The organism is Chloroflexus aurantiacus J-10-fl (assembly GCF_000018865.1).
Classification (GTDB): Bacteria; Chloroflexota; Chloroflexia; order Chloroflexales; family Chloroflexaceae; genus Chloroflexus; species Chloroflexus aurantiacus.
In genome coordinates this window covers 4,361,490-4,381,610 of sequence record NC_010175.1, presented here as the reverse complement: position 1 = coordinate 4,381,610, position 20,121 = coordinate 4,361,490, and the positions used below count along the sequence as shown (strand labels likewise).

The following is a 20,121-nucleotide window of genomic DNA, read 5'->3' as shown; positions in this document are numbered from 1 at the left end:
TGCCTGCTTCGCTTTCTCTGAGGGTAGCAATGTTCCACCATACAATATCACCTTTCGTTTCACACCTGAAATCTTCTGATGTCGATAACACACCATCTACTCGGACAACAACAAGGTTTGACACGTACAGTAGTTTGTTAAAAATTTCTAAAAAGAATTAAATGATTAAAAAGAGGCATTGAACAATTAACCAATAAGGCAATGAAAAACAACTCTTCTTTATTTTATCACCCAAAAAACAAATGTCAATATCTATTTACTTATCAAAAATTAGTTTAAAATACAAAAATTCACAAAAAAAAGACCACAGAGTTGCTCTGTGGCCATAATTAATTAAAGCGAGAAATATACTATCTAACAGTTGTTGACACCATGTCCATCCTCCCTGGATTATCAGGCGCATCACTCACCGGCAACCGGCGAGCAAGAACAAGGATGGCGATGACCATCAACCACAACGGCCAGCCGGTTATGCCCAGGGCCGTCGCCCAAATGGTGTCGACTGATGAGCCGGCACGGGCAAAAAGGGCAACCACTCCGCCAAAGGCATTCAAGCCGGCGTGACCGATAACGGCTGGCCAGACACTTCCAGTTGCGAGTCGTGTCCAGCCGAGCAGCGTACCCACCAGCACACAGAAGACCGTCATCATCACTACACCCAACACCGGATTGGTGGGATAGTTGTAACCCAGGAGGATAATCGGGGCATGCCACAAGCCCCAGATGACGCCACTGATGATCAGCGCCGGCCATTGACCAAGTGGCAGCAGTTGGGGTAGCAAATACCCGCGCCAGCCCCACTCTTCACCAAACACCGGAATCGCGTTTAACAGCGGGCCAATTGCCAGCGCAACCAGCAACTGCGTGATCACAATCGGCCATAGTGATACGTTAGCCAGCGCATCACCTGCGCCCGCTGTGTTCAACAACTCACGAAAGCCTGACAGCGACAGATCGAGGTCGTAGACCCCAAGCAACGCACTGAAAAATGGCGAAATGACCATCACCAGCGCCGGTACTGTCCAGGCAAACAACCAGTACCATCCCCATCGCCGTCCCTTTCCCAACCCCAGACCGGTTGCTTTGACGATACCAACCGGTGGTGGACTGATCCAGCGTACTACAATGAGCGTCGCCAGCGATGGCGTAAACATCATTAGTAAGATGAGTGCAAACGCTAACGGATGATTTAGACCCTGACCACTGAGCCAGAGTGGTAAGCAGCAGAGCCACGCGAAGCCCATTGCTAATCCAGTAAACCAGCCTATACCTCGCCAATTGAGAGCAGCCATTCACGTTTCCTTCTCTTCTTCGCGGCAAATACTTAACCACTCCGTAATTGCCGCCAGACCACATACGAATACGGAATCGTTGCCAGCACCGGTACGATCACGAATAACAAGGTTGCCACGAAGAGCCACGCTTCAGGCACCACCAGACTGGACAGAGCAGCCAGGCCACCACCAGCGACAAACAACCTGGCCCCAACCCGATGTGTCTTGCGCCAGACGTCGGGATCGGCGAGTGTCCACGGTGTACGAATACCGACAAAATAGTTGGGAGTTACCCGTCCTAACTCGTTACCCAACACGATGATCAAGAGTGACATTCCCACACTTAGTAGACGCGGAACGCTGACCGGCCATCCCACAGCCACGCCAATCGTAATGACCTGTAACCCGGCAAAAAACAGCACCAGACTGTTCATAATCAGCGCATAGGTACGGAAAAATCCCGTATACCCCTGACCACGTGGGTCGATGCGTGGCAACACCAATGCCAGGAGAGCCATGATTGTTGCCATGATTGGTGGCAACAAAGCTACAATCCACGGACTGCCATAGCCATCTACCTCACCTACAGCATTCCAGTGGATAGGCGCCGGATCGGGAATGGACGGTAGCATGATCAGACCAAACCCCCACATCAGCACCACAACGACCAGCATCAACCGTAGATTACGCATGTCCGTCCTCCTTCCGCTCGACGCCGATGCGCAATAAATCCAGCAAGCTACTGAGCATCTCTTGCAAAACCGTAGCATTTAACCGATACACAATCCGCTGCCCCTGTCGCTCGGCAGTCACCAGATCGGCTGTTTTCAATACATTCAAATGATGAGAAACACTCGGTGCCGAGATCGCGAAGTGGGCAGCAATTTCGCCAGCGGTCATATCGCGCTCGTTGAGCATTCGAATGATCGCCCGCCGCGTCGGATCCGAGAGTGCCTGAAGAGTGCGAGTTATCGACTGTTCCATAGACATTTAGCCAAGTTTCTAAATATTCCTGACATGAGTATACCGTACTCTATCCTCACTGTCTAGCCCCATGGATTTCATTCTTCTCTTTCAACAAGTTACACTATCGCCAGATGTTCATTCCGGAAAGCTTCACTACTTTGTGGCGACTTACCTGTACTAATGCTGCCTGTCGCTATGCACCCGGTTGTCCAATTGTACCGGCTGCCTGCTCGCTGTACCACCAGCAATAAAGCCCCTCCTTTCCCTGCACCGGAGCCAGTAGAGGCGACGCATGCGTCGCCCCTACGATGCCGACGCTGGATGCTAGCGCCAGGAGGAGCGTCGCATGCGTTGCCGATGACAATCCACCAGCGACTCTCCAGTGTACAGGCCGCCGATTCGCTTGCCGCCAGCAATAAAGCCCCTCCCTTTACCCTATGCATTACTCACACGTCACGCTGCGTTAGGCCGGGCTGCAAGCGCTCCCCGTGGCAGCTCTCCATGGCGCAGACTTCCAGCCTGCGTGGAGGCATCCTCTCAACCGCCGTCAGGTGCTGGCTGTAGCCAATGGTGCGCAGGCACGAACCTGGTATAACCAAACGTTTACACACAGGTATCGCATTCATGCCGGACCGACTCGCTGATCGAAACGATCACATCCAGTTTCTCCGTGACCAGGATGAGGAACGTTGTGACACGCGCCGGATCGTGTGTACGGCTGGCGCGGCAGCATGGCTGCCGCACTCCAAACCCTGCGACACGCACATGATGGGCGCGTAAGGCAACCTTTCCAGTACGTGATAGCACGGCTGGAGCTGCGCGTTGCCACCGGGCCAGTTGCCCACAACAGCACCCGTGGCGTTCATACTCGCTGATACGCACGTGGTTGACGCCAGTTATGGGTAATGCATGGCTTCCCGGCACCAGCGCCAGTAGGGGCGACGCATGCGTCGCCCCTACACCCACACCAATCCACCGGCGACTCGCCAATGGCATACCTGTTAACACCGTAGCACGAGGATCACACCTGAACGATAGTGATGTCACCCGGACGCACAGGTCGCTTGCACAACCAACACCAGGGGTAGCAGAGCCAGGGTTACAGATCATCTTTTACCCGACTCGATCCCTCTTGACGACGATGTATGGTTATTGTTAGAATAAATGATAACGATATTATTATTGATAATAAGGAGCAGATATGATCCCTCAGTGGCTTACGCACAACCGTCTGTACGATCTGGCGCGCAGTGGTCAACGTCTACCACCCTGGTGGGCAGTGATACTGGTTGGTTTATTCATCGCTTTTGGTTCGCAGCTTTTTGCCTTGCCGATTGTCTTCATGCTTTTCCTCGCCGGTATCATACCGATAACTGAAGAGAGTGCGCTTACCCAACCGCCGCTGCTATCAGGGCTTGGGTTGTCCCTTCAGTTAATGGTGGCCTTCGGGGCAATGATTCTGTTCACCTGGTTGTGGATACGCTTTTACGAGCGACGTTCTTTCACCACTCTTGGCTTCGAGCGGGGAAGCATCCTCTTCCTCTACGGTCGCGGCCTGCTCATCGGGTTGGCTGCATTCACAGCAACTGTAGGGCTAATGGCACTCTTGGGTTACATTGCTATCGAGGATAGTGATCCTGCACAGGTTGGGCTGGCGGCGCTCGGTGGAGTCGTGCTTGTCTTCTTCCCGGGCTGGCTGATTCAGGGCGCAGCCGAAGAAATTGTCACCCGGGGCTGGATGTTACCGACCCTCTCGGCACGCTACCGGGTATGGGTCGGATTACTCATCTCATCGCTCTTCTTTGCCTTTATGCACGCTCTCAACCCCAACATGAGTGTGCTGGCAATGATCAATCTGGCTCTGTACGGTCTGTTTGGCGCACTCTACGCTCTGCGTGAAGAGTCACTGTGGGGTATCTGTGCCTTCCATTCGATCTGGAACTGGGCGCAGGGAAACCTCTTCGGACTGCAAGTGAGCGGCCAGATGGTTAGCGGTGGCATGATCTTCAATCTGGTTGAGACCGGTCCTGACTGGTTCACCGGCGGTGCATTCGGGCCGGAAGGCGGATTGGTGACAACGATTGTCCTGCTGTTAAGCATCGCGATTATCTGGTGGTGGCCGGCAACCGGCCAGCGTGTCGCCACCCAACCGGTTACAGCGGATCGTGCGTTGTAGTCGGCTAGGGTTGATGATTCCACAGTGTCAACTGCGCTTCATCAACGACACCTGACGCCATTCTCAATAGTTCCTGCAGGGGATGGGGAAACCTTACGGGTCTTCCCCATCCTGCGATATTGCAACAGGTACACTTCACGTTGCGAACTCTTGTGGATACTACCCCTCATACTCTATAGCTCCTCAACTCTGAGTGTATAGAGCTTTACCACACCCTGCCCTGAGCAGTGTATACTGCATGTAACCATCCTGTAACTACAATCACTACCCTACAAGCAGAACCGCGCATCTCAACGCGCCTTTGTGGCGTGTCATTACAAGGAGATTGGCAATGACTCAGCCTCCAAATGGCTTTGACCCGAATGATCCAATCGGGACCTGGCGCGCCTGGCGCGACGCCAGCCTGGAAGCATGGGCAAAAAGCCTGACCGCGATGGTCAATACCGAAACGTTCTCTCAGGCGATTGGCGCCCAACTCGATGCGCTCCTGGCCGTCTCAGGGCCGGTACAGCAGGCCGTCCAACAATACATGGAGCGCTATCTGGCTCAGGCTCAGCTTCCCTCTCGTAATGAGGTAGTGACCCTGGCCGAACGATTAACAAACATCGAATTTCGTCTCGATGATATGCAGGCTCAACTCGATGAATTGACTGACCTGGTGCGCAAGCTGGCAGTTGCGCAAACACCCACCGCGGTTGACGTTGGCGTGATTGATGAACGCCTGCGGGGTATTGAGGAACAACTGACCGCTCTTGCCGCCGTCCGTCCCTCCGGTCGTATCCGCAAGGCAACGACTGAAGACAAAGAGTAGGAGTGTTTGATCATGACCAGTTCTGATGCCGCGCCAATCGATCTTGAGCGGATGACCGAGCAGTTGCTGAAAGAGATCGAGCGCACAACGAAGAGCAGTGACATGGCTGCTCGCATCGCTACCAATCGTATCCGAGTTGCTGTCGGTCAGACGCCCAAAGAGCAGATCTGGGCGTTGAACAAGATGCGTCTTTACCATTACTACCCGCAAGTACCACCGGAGCAGCGCAAGCCGGTACCGATCTTGCTCGTCTTCGCCTTGATCAATCGACCGTATATCTTCGATCTGCGCCCCGGCAATAGCTTCGTAGAATACCTGCTCCAGCACGGCTATGAAGTCTATCTGCTCGATTGGGGCCGTCCAGGCTTGGAAGATGCCCATTACGATTTTGAAGATTATTCGCTGAAGTTCCTGCCACGGGCCATTCGGGCGATGCAGCGGCATAGCGGTAAGCGTGAGTTCTCGATGCTCGGCTGGTGTATCGGAGCCACGATTGTCACAATTTACGCGGCGATGCGCCCCGATGATGGCCTGCGCAATTTGATCCTGCTTACCGCACCGCTCGATTTCAGCGACAAAGAGGGAAGTACCTTCAGTCGCTGGCTCAATACCGAGTATTACAACGTTGATGAACTGGTTCGCCAGTTTGGAAATGTCCCGGCAGCCGTGATCGAATACGGCAACAAGATGCTGAAGCCGGTTGAGAACTATATCGGCACCTACCTCAAGCTATGGGACAACCTCGACAACCCGGCAGTCGTCGAGGCATGGCTGGCGATGAACACGTGGGTGACCGATAACGTCGACTTTCCGGGTGCTGCTTTCCGTCAGTGGGTCGTGGAATTTTTCCGCGAAAACCGCTTGATGGAGAACAGGCTTATGATGGAAGGGCGTGTGGTTGATGTAGCGAATATCAGGGCTAATCTCTTGAATGTGATTGCCGATAAAGATCACATTGTGCCCAACTGTCAATCACGCTCAATCATGGATCGGGTCGGAAGTAAAGATAAGAAATTGATCGAATTGAAAGGTGGCCATATCGGTATTATGGTCGGCAGTGGCGCCAGCAAACGTGCCTGGCCCCTGATGGAAGCCTGGTTGAGCGAGCGTAGCACCTGACATCCCCTTATTTCGTTGATACGCACAGCGGTTGACATCGTCATCAGTAATGCTGACGATGCACCGTTTTGTGCTGTCAAGTTTTCATGATAGCCGGTCTCTTCACCGGTCTGGTCTTTTGTGCCGTTTTCGGCGTGTTTGTGAACTGAAAAGGAGAAAACAATGCGTCTCAGTGGCAAAGTAGCCCTGATTACCGGTGCTGGTCAGGGGATTGGACGGGCAACCGCCCTGTTGTTTGGTCAGCACGGCGCCAAAGTTGCCGTTGCCGATATTAATGAGGAAGCAGCCCAGGCAACAGCTCAGGCGATTGTGGATGCTGGCGGTGAAGCCAAAGCGTTTTTCATGAACGTAGGCCAGGCCGCCTCGGTGGAAGCTGCGGTAAAAGCAGTTGTTGAATGGGCGGGTAGAATTGACGTATTGGTGAACAATGCCGGCATTACACGCGATGCCCGGATGATCAAGATGACTGAAGAGCAATTTGATGCCGTGATCAATGTCAATCTGAAAGGCGTCTGGCTCTGCACCAAATATGTGGCTCCAATCATGATCGAGCAGGGCGGCGGCTCTATTATTAATGCAGCTTCTATCGTGGCGTTTGAAGGTAATTTCGGTCAGACCAATTATGTCGCTACCAAAGCTGGCGTGATTGGAATGACCAAGACCTGGGCCCGCGAATTTGGGCCAAGTGGCATCCGCGTCAATGCCGTTGCCCCTGGCTTCACCCAAACTGAGATGATTGCTCACGTGCCGGAAAAGGTGCTTGAGGAGTTCAAAGGCCGTACACCGCTACGCCGGTTAGGTACTGCCGAGGATATGGCCTACGCCTATCTTTTCCTTGCATCTGATGAGGCGAGCTTTATCACCGGTGAGGTGTTACCGGTTGATGGAGGTCTGACTCTTTAAGCGTGGTCACGAGTCGAACAGGAGTGGTACTGGCTTCCAGTCAGTACCACATTGCCGGTCGCGGCTTCCTGCCGGCACCACGAGTGGAAGAGCAAAGGGGCGCGAGTCGCGCCCCTTTGCCGTAGTTACGAACCGAACCGGTTTAGCGAACCGCCTCCACGTCTGTGTCAACCTCTTCCTTTTCGGGGCTTTCAGCGGCGGAGCGTTGCAAGGCAGCACCACCGGCCAGTGCGGCTGCACCCAATCCGGCCAGCCACGCCAGCGGAGTCAGCGCGCCACCAGTATTGGGTAACGTCGCCGGAGTCGGTGCGGTCGGCTGAGCCGGAGTTGTTGCCGGCGCAGCGCCAACTGCAATCCGGCCATCGACTGTCGGATTAAGCGGTGAGTTCGCCGCAACATACTCCTCTACCACATCGGCCAGGATAAAGCCGGTGTCTACCTGGTTGCGCCCACGGGTAAAGACGCTGTAGCCATCACCACCCGCCAGCAGGAAGTTATTAGTTACCACGATATAGTCGGCACCTGGATCAATCGGTGAACCACCGACCGTCACGCTGGTAACCCGGCCACTTGCCGGGAGAGAAGGATCGTAGGTGAAGCGAATTCCGGCAACCTGCGGGAAGCGACCGGCACCACTCTCCACCTGGCTCACACCATTATTCAACGCCTCTATCACCTGCGCACCGGTCAGGGTGACCAGCGCCAGGGTGTTACCGAATGGCAACACTTCCAGGATTTGACCAACCGTAATCGGTCCAGCCGGGATCGAGGTGCGAATACCACCACCATTCATAATCGCAATCGTTGCCCCCGAATTGCGCACTTTAGCCAGCATCGCATCGGCGATCAAATTCCCCAGGTTGGTTTCACGAGAGCGAACATTTGTCCGACTACCATCAAGCTCAACCGCGGTAGAACCAACCACACGTGCCCGCAACTGATCGATTGGGCCACGGAAGACGGCGATCCGGTTCTCGAAGCCTTGATCGGCGGTGAGTGATGGTACGATTTCGGTCGGGTTACCCTGTAGATCGATCACGGTACCGGAAGCGTTGAAGGCAACCGTAATATCACCCAACCAGCGCCCCCACTCCCAATCGGTCACCACAACCACCGGCTTCCCATCGGGACCGGCAATCAGTTCGGGGTACGGCGGCGTCTTGACGTTGTTCATTGGCGCCATTGGGGTATGGGAGTGACCGCCGATAATCAGGCTCATCCCCCCGACTTCACGAGCAATCTGGCGATCAACGTTAATTCCAACGTGGGTCAGGGCAATAATGGTAAACACCCCTTCGGCTTTCAAGGCAGCCACCTGTTGCCGGGCGGCTTCAATCGCCGAAGTAAAACTAATACCCGGCCCGGCATTCGAGAGCACCCCAGTATCTTCCGGAGTCAGACTGAAGATACCAATCTTCCTGCCATCTTTTTCGATAATGGTACGTGGCTTGATCAGACCGGCCAGCGGATTACCGGCGGCAACGCTGATATTGGCGCTCAATACCGGAAATTTGGCCCGGGTGATGAAATCTACCAGTGCCTGCGGCCCTTTATCAAACTCGTGGTTGCCGATGGCCATCGCCTCGTATCCCATCGCATTGTAGAATTCGAGATCGGCCATCCCGTTATACTGATTGAAGTACAGTGTTCCCTGAAAAACGTCACCGGCATCAACCAGCAAGGTTGGTAATGCCGTTTCCCGTCGAATCTTGTCAATCAGTGCTTTGCGTCGCGAAACACCACCGTGAACCGGGTTATTCCCACTGAATACCGGTTCAATGCGGGCGTGATGGTCATTGGTATGCAACACCCGCATACGAAAGACCGGATTCTCCTGCGCTAACGCCAACCGAAAGCTGCCGTCGCTGTAGATCGACAGCAATGCACCAGCTCCCAGAGCGACCGTCCCCTTGAGAAACCGCCGACGCGAGATCTTTTCCATAGGACATGCTCTCCGTTTCAAGTCACGAACAACCAGAACCGACCCTGGGCACCGGGTGATAGCCGGTAGCCAGGCCGATCTTCCCAAGACACGCAAACCGCAAGGTGCAAACCGACGTTCAACCGAAATGGGCATACGCATAGTACCGTAGATACGCAATTTTGGCAAGTAGTAGAGGGGCAATTTTTCTCTTTCTGATGCGCTTAATCTATTTTTAACACAGAGTAGCGATTTGCGGTCATCACTCAGAATATACATATATCTAACACAGGCGATCTTGACGTTGCCGACAAGCCTCTCTACAATCAAACATAAGCCCTCAGCAGCACAAGACCGGTATGCTGCGCTTCCATTCACGGTGCGAGGCACATCTATGAAGGATTATTATCAGGTATTGGGGGTAAGCCGTACCGCCAGCGACGAAGAGATAAAGCAGGCATACCGACGGCTGGCTCGAAAGTACCACCCTGACGTTAATCCAGGTGATCCGAAAGCTGAAGCACGCTTCAAAGAGATTAACGAAGCCTATCAGGTGCTATCCGACAAAGAGCAACGTGCGAAATATGACCGCTTTGGCAGTGATTTTCGCCGTTACGAACAAACCGGGTTTGGCGGTTTTGATTACGGTAGTCAGGATTTTGCTGATTTATTTGAGACACTCTTTGGGCAGCGCCGCACAACCGGCGGTGGGTTCAATGTACGTCTCGATGGGCAAGATGTTGAACAACCGGTTGAGCTGACGCTTGAGGAAGCGTATAACGGTACCCAACGCACAGTTCAGTTTTCAAACCCTAACGGCACACCACGCACAATTACCGTAAAGATTCCTGCCGGCATCGATACCGGCAAACGGGTGCGCGTGCCGGGGGAAGGCGCGCCTGGTCTCAATGGTGGTCGGCGTGGCGATCTCTACCTGGTCGTGACCGTCAAACCGCACGAGCGGTTTGAACGTAAGGGCAATGATCTGCACACGACTATCCCGGTGAGTATGTATACCCTGCTACTGGGAGGACAAACCCAGATTCCACTGCTGTCAGGTAAAACTCTGACCCTGAATATTCCACCGCAAACCCAGAACGGACGGGTATTTCGTATTGCCGGTCAGGGGATGCCGCTGATGCATAGTCATCAGCATGGCGATCTCTACGTTACCGTCAGCGCCGTTTTGCCGACCAACCTTTCGCCGCAGGCACGCAAGCTGGTGGAGGAATTGCAGCAACTGACGGAAGGAGATAGGAGATAGGAGATAGGAGATAGGAGATAGGAGATAGGAGATAGGAGATAGAAGATAGAAGATAGAAGATAGGAGATAGGAGAGAGGGGAAGAGGGTGGAGAAATTTGTCTATCGTAGCACGTGCTTCACGGTGCCATCTATTCCTGGACAGAGTCCTGCATATCACATTCAGGCTCTAACCTGTATACAGAACGCTTACCAAAGCTTCTCTTCGTGTTGGGTCATAAGAACGTATCGTTGTGCTCGTGATCGGGTATGGTGCGGTTGCTGCGGGTGACACCGTCTCTATCACGCTGTCTGGCACAGATTGATAAAATGCTGCAAACCAAAACCTCTGCCATTCAGTGATAATCGTTATCTCTTCATGATCAACATAGACACGGTTGCCATTTGGTACTTTCGCACAAAATCGCTTGACATACTTGCCCAATATGCTGTATAGTATCTGGTAATAATCCACAATAACAGCGACGTATAATCGTACCGGGTGGTACAACACTCACACTCAAAGAAGCAGTGTGATTTGTTGAGAACACTTCCTTATTTTATCATCATAGTTTATCAAAATAATTAAGATTGGCTTTGTAGCCATTTCGGATCGCCGTCGCAGTACGGTAGATGCATAATACTTTACTGATTTAAAGAACGAGAGCGCGCTCGACCCTTACCTCGCTGGAGAGGAGTGGTGAGCGCGTTTTTGTTATCTTTACATTATCTGGTATCCGTTATATTTGTAGCAGCAAGGAACGAGCAATGTATCTTCCCGCGCGAGACCCTGCCCGACTGTATGATCCGCGCTTTGAGCACGATGCATGCGGGATCGGTTTTGTCGCTCGTGTTAATGGTCGGGATAGCCACGATATTCTTGATCTGGCCCTGACGGCCCTGGGCCGCCTTGAGCATCGCGGTGCCGTAGCCGATGATGCACGTACCGGCGATGGCGCCGGAGTGCTCACCCAGATCCCTCGCCGGCTGTTACGCCGGGAACTGGCGGCTAAGGGTATTGCGATAGCCGATACCGATCTCGCGCTGGCAATGCTTTTTCTACCTACCGATCCCGATCAGTATGCGAGGGCTTGCACGCTGGTTGAAGCAGCTCTGACGACCCACCGGTTACCATTGCTGTGCTGGCGTGAGGTACCGGTTGATCCCGACGTGCTGGGAGAGCGGGCACGGCGCGCGATGCCGGCTATTCGCCAGGTGATCGTTGGTCGTCCGCAGGGTATGGACGACCGGACATTCGAGCGTACTCTGTTCCTGGCCCGCAAGACGATGGAGCGGAGCTTCCGCGATGCCGGTTTACCGGCTTACGTGCCCTCGTTTTCGTCGCGCACCGTCGTCTACAAGGGCTTGCTGTTAGGTTCACACCTGGCCGATTTTTATCTCGATCTGCGTGATCCTGACTTCACCACAGCTATCGCTGTCTACCACCAGCGTTACAGCACCAATACCTTCCCAACCTGGGAACGGGCGCAGCCGTTCCGCATGCTGTCGCACAACGGTGAAATTAATACGTTGCAGGGTAATGTGAACTGGATGCGCGCCCGCGAACAGGCGATTACGCTTCCAGACGACTTTCTACCCGGTGGCGCTCCACCGATGCGTGATCTGCTCCCGGTTATTGATGAGAGCGGTTCTGACTCGGCAATGCTCGATAATACGCTGGAGCTGCTGGTGATGGCCGGACGCGATATTCGCCACGCGGCAGCAATGCTGGTGCCGGAAGCCTGGGAAAAGATACCCGACATCGATCCTGCCCTGCGAGCGTTTTATCAGTACCACTCCTGTCTGATGGAACCCTGGGACGGCCCGGCAGCCCTGGCGTTCTCTGACGGCACCATTGTCGGGACTGCCCTCGACCGCAACGGTCTGCGTCCGGCACGTTATATCGTGACTGATGATGGCCTGGTCGTGTCGGGATCGGAAGTTGGTGCGGTACCGATTGCTGAAACCCGCATCGTCTGTAAGGGCAAACTCGGCCCCGGCCAGATGCTGGCTGTTGATACCGCTCAGGGTCAGATTTACACCAACAGCGAGGTAAAGGCGCTTTTAGCCGCACGCCGGCCCTACGCTGAATGGCTCAACCAGCATTTGTGTTATCTTCCGGCGAACTTACCCTCTCTGCCTGCTGACACGGAAACTGATTGGCAACCACTTCAGATGGCGTTCGGCTATACATCGGAAGAGCTGAATGTCATTCTCAAACCAATGGGCATGACCGGGCACGAACCGGTTGGATCGATGGGAGACGATACGCCAATTCCACCACTCTCGCAATGGGAATTAGGTCGTCCACTCTTCCACTTCTTCAAGCAGCGCTTTGCCGAGGTCACCAACCCACCTATTGATCCGCTCCGCGAAGAGCTGGTAATGTCGTTGAGCGTAGGCATCGGTCGCCGCCGCTCGATCCTGCTGGAAACACCAGAACACGCCCATCTGCTCCAACTGACGTCGCCCATCCTGACCGATGCCCAGTTGCAGGCAATTCGCACTCACCCTGATCCATTGCTCAGTTCGGTGACGATCAGTTTACTCTTCCCGGCCAATCACATCTCGGCTGAGAGGCTGTTGCAGACACTCGACAGGATCTGCGCCGAAGCAGCAACTGCGGTTGAGCAAGGGGCGGCAATTGTTATTCTCAGTGATCGTGGCGTTGATGCTGACCATGCTGCCCTGCCCATCCTGCTGGCAACCGGCGCCGTCCACCATCACCTCATCCGCACCGGCTTGCGCTCGCGGGTCAGTCTGCTGGTGGAAACCGGGGAAGCCCGTGAAGTCCACCACATGGCGGCATTGATCGGTTATGGCGCTGAGGCGATCAACCCATATCTGGCCCTGGTCAGTGTTCGCCGTATTGCGCTTGAGCGTGATGCCGTGCGCCAGCGCGCCGAACACGGGGTCGAGCGGGATGCGAGTGATCCACGAGCGTTCACGCTCGCCGATGAGGCTGAGCACCACTACATCCATGCCCTGGAAAAGGGTCTGCTGAAGATTATGTCGAAGATGGGTATTTCGACCCTCGACAGTTACTGTGGTGCCCAGATTTTTGAGGCGGTTGGATTAGCCAACGAAGTAGTCGAGCGCTGTTTTACCGGTACACCTTCGCGCGTGGGTGGGCTTTCGTTTAGCCGGATTGCCCGCGATCTGGCTGCTCGCCATGCCCGTGCCTTCCAGACCGGTCGCGTAACCCTGCCGCATCCCGGTTTCTACAAATTCAAGAAGGACGGTGAATATCACGCTTTCAGCCCGACAGTGGTACATGCCCTGCACAAAGCTGTACGCAACCCGCACGCTCTCAACGGTGATAGCACCGGGCCATCACTCAGCAGCGAAGGCTACGCCACCTACCGGGCTTATGCCGATCTGGTCAATAACCGACCGCCGGTTGAACCGCGCGATCTGCTGGAGTTCGTACCGGCTGGGCCGCCCGTTCCGATTGATGAAGTCGAACCGATTGAGTCGATTGTCAAGCGGTTTTCGACTGCGGCGATGAGCCACGGCTCAACCAGCTCCGAAGCCCATGAAACTCTGTCAATCGCCATGAATCGGCTGGGGGCAATGGCGAATAGCGGTGAAGGTGGTGAAGCGCCGGAACGTTACCACGACGAACGCAATTCCCGCATCAAGCAGGTGGCATCAGGCCGTTTCGGCGTGACCCCTGCCTACCTGGCCAGCGCCAGTGAATTGCAAATCAAGATGGCCCAGGGAGCCAAGCCTGGCGAAGGCGGTCAGTTGCCCGGCCACAAGGTGAACGAGGAGATTGCCCGGATTCGCCATACGGTGCCCGGTGTAGCACTAATCAGTCCGCCGCCACACCACGATATTTACAGCATTGAAGACCTGGCCCAGTTGATCTACGACCTCAAGCAGGTGAACCCGAATGCACGGGTTTCCGTAAAGCTCGTGGCAACAGCCGGGGTGGGTACCATCGCCGCCGGAGTGGCGAAGGGATATGCTGACATCATTCTGATTAGTGGTCATGCCGGTGGAACCGGTGCGTCGCCACTGAGCAGTATCAAGAATGCCGGTGTGCCGTGGGAATTGGGCTTAGCCGAAACCCAACAGACACTCATTCTCAACGGCCTACGGGAGCGAGTACGCCTCCGCGCTGATGGTGGGCTAAAGACAGGCCGGGACGTGGTCATGGCAGCCTTACTCGGTGCTGATGAGTTCTCGTTCGGCACGGCTGCCCTGGTCGCCGAAGGGTGTATTATGGCACGAGCCTGTCATAACAACACCTGTCCGGTCGGTATTGCCACCCAACGTAGCGATCTGCGGGCAAAATTCCCTGGCAAGCCAGAAATGGTGATGGCCTTCTTCCGCTACCTGGCCCAGGAAGTACGCGAAATTCTGGCGAGTCTCGGCCTGCGCTCGATTGAAGAGGCTGTTGGTCGCACCGACCTGTTGCGCCAGCGTCATACTGGCCTCGAAACAGCCGATCTGCTCGATATGACACCGGTGCTCGGCGCGGCAACACTCGTCGGGCAAGGGCCGATTCGCCATGGCGGTAAACCCAATGCCCTTCCTGCTGAAGAGAGCCTGAATGACCGCATCATGGCTGATGCCGCCAAGGCACTCGCCGCTGACGGTCCTGTGCGCCTGCATTATCAGATCAACAACTGTGATCGCTCGGTTGGCGCTCGCCTGTCGGGGACGATTGGGCAACTGTACGGTGATAAAGGTTTACCACCGGACACCATCACCATCACCTTCCATGGCCACGCCGGCCAGAGCTTTGGTGCGTTCAATGCGCCCGGCGTCACCCTCCACCTCATCGGCGATGCCAACGACTATGTAGGGAAAGGAATGGCCGGTGGTCTCATCACCATTGCGCCATCACCGCAGGCCCAATATGTCTGGCACGAGAATGTCATTGCCGGAAACACCATCCTGTACGGTGCTACCGGCGGTGAACTCTACGCAGCCGGTCGTGTCGGTGAGCGCTTTGCGGTGCGAAATTCCGGCGCAACAGCCGTCGTCGAGGGGGTTGGCGACCACGGGTGCGAGTATATGACCGGTGGGGTGGTTGTCGTTCTCGGGCCAACCGGGCGTAATTTCGGGGCCGGAATGACCGGCGGTGTTGCGTATGTTCTTGACGAAGCCGGAACGTTTGCGCAACGCTACAATCCGCAACTGGTTGAGCTACGTCCCCTCAGCGAGCGAGATGAAAAGCGGCTGCGCGATCTCATTCGCCGCCATGTTGCATTGACAAAGAGTCCACGAGGGAGTGAGATTCTGGCCCGTTGGGACTATTATCGCACTGTCTTCCTGACCGTCAGGCCGCGCGATGCCGTAGCTCAGATCGAAGCCGCTGCGGAAGGGACAGAAGAGCCAACCGCTGCCCGTGCAGCGTAGGAGTATACAAATACTGATAGACGGGACGAAAACAGTCCCGTCTATCATCTTTTTATCAGCTTACACAGTGATCAGGTTGTGGTAAGATAAGGCGCTGCGTCATGATGCGCAGTGATGATTGCATGCATATCGATTTGTACAAGGGGAAACGTTGCGTATGCTCTGGATAAGCCTGATTGCACTCATGCTTCTGATCGCAGCTTCACCGGGCATCATGCTCTATGTCGAACATCGCCAATCCATTGCCGGTTATTCAGAGCAACCGGGAGACGCCTCTGCTTATCATCAGGACGTTACCTCGTCGTAAATTGTTGCATTGACGCAGGTACACCGTTGTCAGCTTACGCAAGCAGACAGCCGGATGTTCGCATGATTGAATACCCGCCAGTATCTGACAGTTCATCATCCGCCACTCGCCAGCGCATTCAGTATCAACGACGCTGGATGAGTGTCGGATTGTTTCTTATTGATCAGGTGCTCATCTTCAGCGGATTTGCGCTGGCATATCTGCTGCGCTATCAGGTAAGCTGGCCACCACCCTTTGATCGGATTGTGGCTGAAGTTGCCACAGAAAATCTGGTACCTTTTAGCGCCTTCCTGCCAATTGTTATCATGTTGCAAGTCTTGTTAGGCTTGCGGTTTATCGGGCGTGGATTTTATCGGCCCAGTCGCCGAATAACCATGATGGACGAAGCCGCTGCCATTACCGGAAGTGTGATCACAATGATTGCACTCCTGATGGTGGTGGTCTTTCTGTACCGGCCATTTTTCTACTCACGACTGATTTTTGCCTTTGCTGTTGTCACCATTATCGCTCTTCTGCTTAGCTGGCGTCTTCTGCTTATCGGCATTCGCCACTGGTTCTGGACACGCGGTCTCGGCCGTGAGCGTGTGCTGGTGGTTGGAGGTACCGGCCTGGGCCAACTGGTAATGCAATCGCTCACGGCTTCGCCAGGTGTTGGCTATACCCTGGTCGGCTACCTGAGTAACGAGCCAATCATTACCGGCAACCGGGCCCGCGTCTTTCAACACCTCGGCAATCTTGATGATTTTGAAGACGTTGTTGAACAACACCGGATTCAACACGTCATTATTGCTCTCCCCTTTTGGGAATATGACCGTCTCCCGGAACTGGCCGCTCGTTGTCAGGCCCTGGGCATCGAGTATCAGATTGCACCCGACATTTATCAACTCAGTTTTGACCGGGTTGATATTATGCATTTGAGTGGTGTTCCACTCCTCCAACCGAAAGAGATTCAACTCCACGGTCTGAATCTTGCCCTGAAACGCATCTTTGATTTGACGATGGTTCTGCTTAGTCTGCCACTGACGCTGCCGCTTGCCATCATCATTGCGGGATTGATCTGGCTCGACTCAGGGCGTCCGATCATTTTTCGCCAGCAACGGGTGGGCAAGCATGGTCATCTGTTTACCTGCTACAAATTCCGCACGATGGTACCAGATGCCGAACAGCGTCGCCAGGAGCTACTGGCCCACAACGAAGCAGATGGCCCCCTGTTTAAGATGCGCGCCGATCCACGGGTGACACGAGTCGGGCGCTGGTTGCGGCGCACCAGCCTCGATGAGCTGCCGCAATTGTTCAATGTGCTACGCGGTGATATGAGTCTGATCGGGCCACGACCAGCGTTACCAGAAGAGGTAGAGCGTTATGAACCATGGCATCGACGCCGGTTAGAAGTACTTCCAGGACTGGCCTGTCTACCCCAGGCCCTTGGGCGGAGCGAGATCTCATTTGATGAGCAGGTTCGGCTTGATATTTACTATGCCGAAAACTGGTCATTGAGCCTTGATCTCCGCATCTTGATGATGGTTATTCCGGCAGTATTATCCGGTCGTGGTGCGTGGTAATGCAATTTCCTGCCCTCATCACCATCTACCGTGAACATCGCCTGTGGATGTGGCTGATTGGTGCAGCCGTCACCGGGTGTATCCTGGGGTTCACCCCACCTCTGGTAGCAGTGAGCTGGTTGATCGGCCTCGCTGCGCTGGGACTAACCCTCTGCGATCCAGTCTGGCCGGTCGCGCTGGCCGTGCTTTCGGTACCGTTTCAGCAACTGGTTATCTTACCCGGTGGCTTGAGTCTAACCCAGGCTTGTTTCGTCCTGGTCGCGCTGAGTCTCATAGGGCGTATTCATCAACCCTGGCCAAAGCTGACAGCACCCGGCCTCTCGCTCGCTGTCCTGGTCTGGTGTCTTGCCCTCGCTGCTGCGGCAACCCCACTGAGTCGCACTGAAGGCTTAAAAGAGACCCTCCGCTGGGGAACGGTACTACTCATTTATGTCGCTACCGTGTGGGTATTGCAGGATCGGTTGCGTGCTGCATGGCGTCGAACCGTATTAGTCACGTGTTTACTGGTGGCTCCGGCCATCACTGCACTGATTGGCGTGACGCAATTCGTCAATGGCTTCGGTCCTGAGAGCTTTGCGATTGGCGGTGGGCGGGTGCGGGCATACGGCACGATTGGACAACCGAATTCCTTTGCCGGCTATCTAAATCAGTCCTGGCCACTTGCCGTTGGGATGCTGATAGCACTTGTAGAAACCCGTCAGTACCACATTCGGTTCTGGATGCTGTTCAGCATCCTGCTGGTAGCGACCGGCAGCCTGCTGGGAGGTCTGCTGGCAAGCTTCTCCCGTGGCGGATGGATTGGCGCATTGATCGGCGCATTAGCAATGGGCATTGCCTTTGGCGGGCGGTACGGGCGCGCCATGCTGATCCGTGTTGGGATGGCCGCACTCCTTGTTGGTTTGAGTGGTCTTTTGCTGATCAACAGTGGGCTGTTGCCAACTGCGCTGAGCAATCGGGTGGTTTCCATCATCGCCAGCCTGCGCCCGTTCGACACCCGCAACGTTGAGATCACCCCTGAAAACTTTGCGGTTGTGGAGCGGATGGCGCATCTTCAGGCAGCGTGGCATATGGTGCAGGAGCGACCACTTCTCGGCGTCGGTCCTGGTAATTTTAGCATCGCCTACGAACGACTGGTCTACAGTGGGCAAAGCCCCACCTGGATCAAGCCATGGTATGATTCTCGTGGTCATGCGCACAACTACTACCTGCACATCACTGCGGAGAGTGGTCTCATCGGAGCAAGTGCATATCTGGTTTTTCTCGGCAGCATCTGGTATTCTGCCATCAGAGCGTTACGTCAGGCACAAACCTGGATGATCCGTGGCATAACGCTCGGTGGTATCGGTGTAGCAGGGGCGCTGAACGGACACAATCTATTTGAAAATCTGCACGTCTTGAACATGGGTGTTCAATTTGGCGTCATTATTGCCATGCTGGCAACCATTGACGCCGAGCGCAAAGAGGAGTTATGACCTATCTTGTTACCGGTGCAGCCGGTTTTATTGGAAGTCATCTGGTGGATCGTCTGCTGGCACGGGGTGAACAGGTAATCGGTTTTGACAATTTTGTCGATTATTACAGTCCAGATCGTAAACGGCGCAACCTCGCGCAGGCGATGCAACAGCCGGGGTTTACATTGATAGAGGGTGATATTCGTGATCCCGACACGGTAGCACACATTTTCACTCGCTACCGTCCACGTTTCGTTGCCCACCTGGCTGCGATGCCCGGCCCACGCCCATCGATTGCCAATCCGCAGCTCTATGAAGCCGTCAATGTTGGTGGGAGTCTGGTAATTCTCGATTACGCCCGGCGTAGCGAAGTAGAAAATCTGGTACTGGCATCTACCTCATCGGTATACGGAAAAACAAACCGGGTGCCATTCCGCGAAGATGATAACACTGACCGACCGTTATCACCTTATGCAGCAACCAAAAAAGCGGCTGAAGTTCTGGCATATACTTTTCACAGCCTGTACGGCATTCCCACCAGTGTGGTGCGCTTCTTTACCGTCTACGGCCCACGTGGACGGCCCGATATGACACCATACCTGTTTGTGGAACGAATGGTGCGTGGCCAGCCGATTACCCTCTTCAACGGTGGCGAAAATCTGTTCCGCGATTACACCTATATCGATGATATTGTCAGCGGGGTGATTAACGCCCTTGATCGACCGCATCCCTACGAAATCTTCAATCTTGGTCATTCGCAACCGGTCGAGCTGCGTCGCTTTGTCAACCTCCTGGAACAGATTACCGGCTACCCGGCCCAGATCGAGATCAAGCCATTGCCGGCCACAGAGCCACCGATCACCTATGCAGACACAACCAAAGCCGGTCAATTGCTCGATTTCGCACCGCGTGTGGCCATTGAAGAAGGACTTGCCCGCTTCTGGGCATGGTATTGTGACGAACATCAGCCGCAACATTAACACAGGTTGCGTATACGCTATCTGCCGGGTACGATAAGAT

General features: G+C 54.7%; 13 protein-coding genes. 9 read left to right on the top strand and 4 right to left on the bottom strand.

Annotated elements, in window-relative coordinates:
* Positions 1 to 350 precede the first annotated feature (350 nt).
* Genes CAUR_RS17160 through CAUR_RS17150 form a run of 3 tightly spaced genes read right to left on the bottom strand, consistent with a single transcriptional unit; the run spans position 351 to position 2,258 of the window.
* A complete protein-coding gene (locus tag CAUR_RS17160) occupies positions 351 to 1,292 on the bottom strand; it encodes a CPBP family intramembrane glutamic endopeptidase (protein ID WP_012259109.1) in 942 nt (313 codons plus the stop codon).
* A 32-nt stretch (positions 1,293 to 1,324) separates the two neighbouring features.
* Positions 1,325 to 1,966 carry an SdpI family protein gene (locus tag CAUR_RS17155; protein WP_012259108.1) on the bottom strand — a complete coding sequence of 214 codons (642 nt, stop codon included), beginning with the start codon at positions 1,964 to 1,966 and terminating at the stop codon, positions 1,325 to 1,327.
* Positions 1,959 to 2,258: an autorepressor SdpR family transcription factor gene (locus tag CAUR_RS17150; protein WP_015909394.1), complete on the bottom strand. Its 300-nt coding sequence runs from the start codon at positions 2,256 to 2,258 to the stop codon at positions 1,959 to 1,961. The genes CAUR_RS17155 and CAUR_RS17150 overlap by 8 nt, the downstream gene beginning before the upstream one ends.
* Positions 2,259 to 3,441: 1,183 nt before the next feature.
* On the opposite strand from CAUR_RS17150, the gene CAUR_RS17145 reads away from it, so the two are divergent.
* From CAUR_RS17145 to CAUR_RS17130, 4 genes are all read left to right on the top strand, one after another.
* Positions 3,442 to 4,416, top strand: coding sequence for a CPBP family intramembrane glutamic endopeptidase (locus CAUR_RS17145; RefSeq protein WP_012259106.1), 975 nt, complete (start codon positions 3,442 to 3,444; stop codon positions 4,414 to 4,416).
* Between the two features lie 331 nt (positions 4,417 to 4,747).
* Positions 4,748 to 5,227: a hypothetical protein gene (locus CAUR_RS17140; RefSeq protein WP_012259105.1), complete on the top strand. Its 480-nt coding sequence runs from the start codon at positions 4,748 to 4,750 to the stop codon at positions 5,225 to 5,227.
* A gap of 12 nt (positions 5,228 to 5,239) precedes the next feature.
* Positions 5,240 to 6,346 carry a PHA/PHB synthase family protein gene (locus CAUR_RS17135; RefSeq protein ID WP_012259104.1) on the top strand — a complete coding sequence of 369 codons (1,107 nt, stop codon included), beginning with the start codon at positions 5,240 to 5,242 and terminating at the stop codon, positions 6,344 to 6,346.
* Between the two features lie 162 nt (positions 6,347 to 6,508).
* A complete protein-coding gene (locus CAUR_RS17130) occupies positions 6,509 to 7,249 on the top strand; it encodes a beta-ketoacyl-ACP reductase (protein WP_012259103.1) in 741 nt (246 codons plus the stop codon).
* Positions 7,250 to 7,391: 142 nt separating this feature from the next.
* On the opposite strand, the gene CAUR_RS17125 is transcribed toward CAUR_RS17130, so the two are convergent.
* Positions 7,392 to 9,191, bottom strand: coding sequence for a 5'-nucleotidase C-terminal domain-containing protein (locus CAUR_RS17125; RefSeq protein ID WP_012259102.1), 1,800 nt, complete (start codon positions 9,189 to 9,191; stop codon positions 7,392 to 7,394).
* Between the two features lie 373 nt (positions 9,192 to 9,564).
* Here CAUR_RS17125 and CAUR_RS17120 point away from each other — a divergent pair, with 373 nt between their 5' ends.
* From CAUR_RS17120 to CAUR_RS17100, 5 genes are all read left to right on the top strand, one after another.
* Positions 9,565 to 10,434: a DnaJ C-terminal domain-containing protein gene (locus CAUR_RS17120; RefSeq protein ID WP_012259101.1), complete on the top strand. Its 870-nt coding sequence runs from the start codon at positions 9,565 to 9,567 to the stop codon at positions 10,432 to 10,434.
* Between the two features lie 745 nt (positions 10,435 to 11,179).
* Positions 11,180 to 15,781, top strand: a complete 4,602-nt coding sequence (gene gltB / locus CAUR_RS17115; RefSeq protein WP_012259099.1) for a glutamate synthase large subunit — start codon at positions 11,180 to 11,182, stop codon at positions 15,779 to 15,781.
* A gap of 369 nt (positions 15,782 to 16,150) precedes the next feature.
* A complete protein-coding gene (locus tag CAUR_RS17110) occupies positions 16,151 to 17,650 on the top strand; it encodes a sugar transferase (protein ID WP_012259098.1) in 1,500 nt (499 codons plus the stop codon).
* Positions 17,650 to 19,122: an O-antigen ligase family protein gene (locus tag CAUR_RS17105; protein WP_012259097.1), complete on the top strand. Its 1,473-nt coding sequence runs from the start codon at positions 17,650 to 17,652 to the stop codon at positions 19,120 to 19,122. The genes CAUR_RS17110 and CAUR_RS17105 overlap by 1 nt, the downstream gene beginning before the upstream one ends.
* Positions 19,119 to 20,081, top strand: a complete 963-nt coding sequence (locus CAUR_RS17100; protein WP_012259096.1) for an NAD-dependent epimerase/dehydratase family protein — start codon at positions 19,119 to 19,121, stop codon at positions 20,079 to 20,081. The genes CAUR_RS17105 and CAUR_RS17100 overlap by 4 nt, the downstream gene beginning before the upstream one ends.
* Positions 20,082 to 20,121 lie beyond the last annotated feature (40 nt).

What these genes read in the sequence shown, in the direction of transcription:
- CAUR_RS17120 (WP_012259101.1), top strand. Translation starts at nt 9,565, where the DNA reads ATGAAGGATTATTATCAGGTATTGGGGGTAAGCCGTACCGCCAGCGAC.
- CAUR_RS17145 (WP_012259106.1), top strand. Translation starts at nt 3,442, where the DNA reads ATGATCCCTCAGTGGCTTACGCACAACCGTCTGTACGATCTGGCGCGC.
- CAUR_RS17110 (WP_012259098.1), top strand. Translation starts at nt 16,151, where the DNA reads ATGATTGAATACCCGCCAGTATCTGACAGTTCATCATCCGCCACTCGC.
- CAUR_RS17150 (WP_015909394.1), bottom strand. Translation starts at nt 2,258, where the DNA reads ATGGAACAGTCGATAACTCGCACTCTTCAGGCACTCTCGGATCCGACG.
- CAUR_RS17130 (WP_012259103.1), top strand. Translation starts at nt 6,509, where the DNA reads ATGCGTCTCAGTGGCAAAGTAGCCCTGATTACCGGTGCTGGTCAGGGG.
- CAUR_RS17140 (WP_012259105.1), top strand. Translation starts at nt 4,748, where the DNA reads ATGACTCAGCCTCCAAATGGCTTTGACCCGAATGATCCAATCGGGACC.
- CAUR_RS17135 (WP_012259104.1), top strand. Translation starts at nt 5,240, where the DNA reads ATGACCAGTTCTGATGCCGCGCCAATCGATCTTGAGCGGATGACCGAG.
- gltB (WP_012259099.1), top strand. Translation starts at nt 11,180, where the DNA reads ATGTATCTTCCCGCGCGAGACCCTGCCCGACTGTATGATCCGCGCTTT.
- CAUR_RS17105 (WP_012259097.1), top strand. Translation starts at nt 17,650, where the DNA reads ATGCAATTTCCTGCCCTCATCACCATCTACCGTGAACATCGCCTGTGG.
- CAUR_RS17125 (WP_012259102.1), bottom strand. Translation starts at nt 9,191, where the DNA reads ATGGAAAAGATCTCGCGTCGGCGGTTTCTCAAGGGGACGGTCGCTCTG.
- CAUR_RS17100 (WP_012259096.1), top strand. Translation starts at nt 19,119, where the DNA reads ATGACCTATCTTGTTACCGGTGCAGCCGGTTTTATTGGAAGTCATCTG.
- CAUR_RS17155 (WP_012259108.1), bottom strand. Translation starts at nt 1,966, where the DNA reads ATGCGTAATCTACGGTTGATGCTGGTCGTTGTGGTGCTGATGTGGGGG.
- CAUR_RS17160 (WP_012259109.1), bottom strand. Translation starts at nt 1,292, where the DNA reads ATGGCTGCTCTCAATTGGCGAGGTATAGGCTGGTTTACTGGATTAGCA.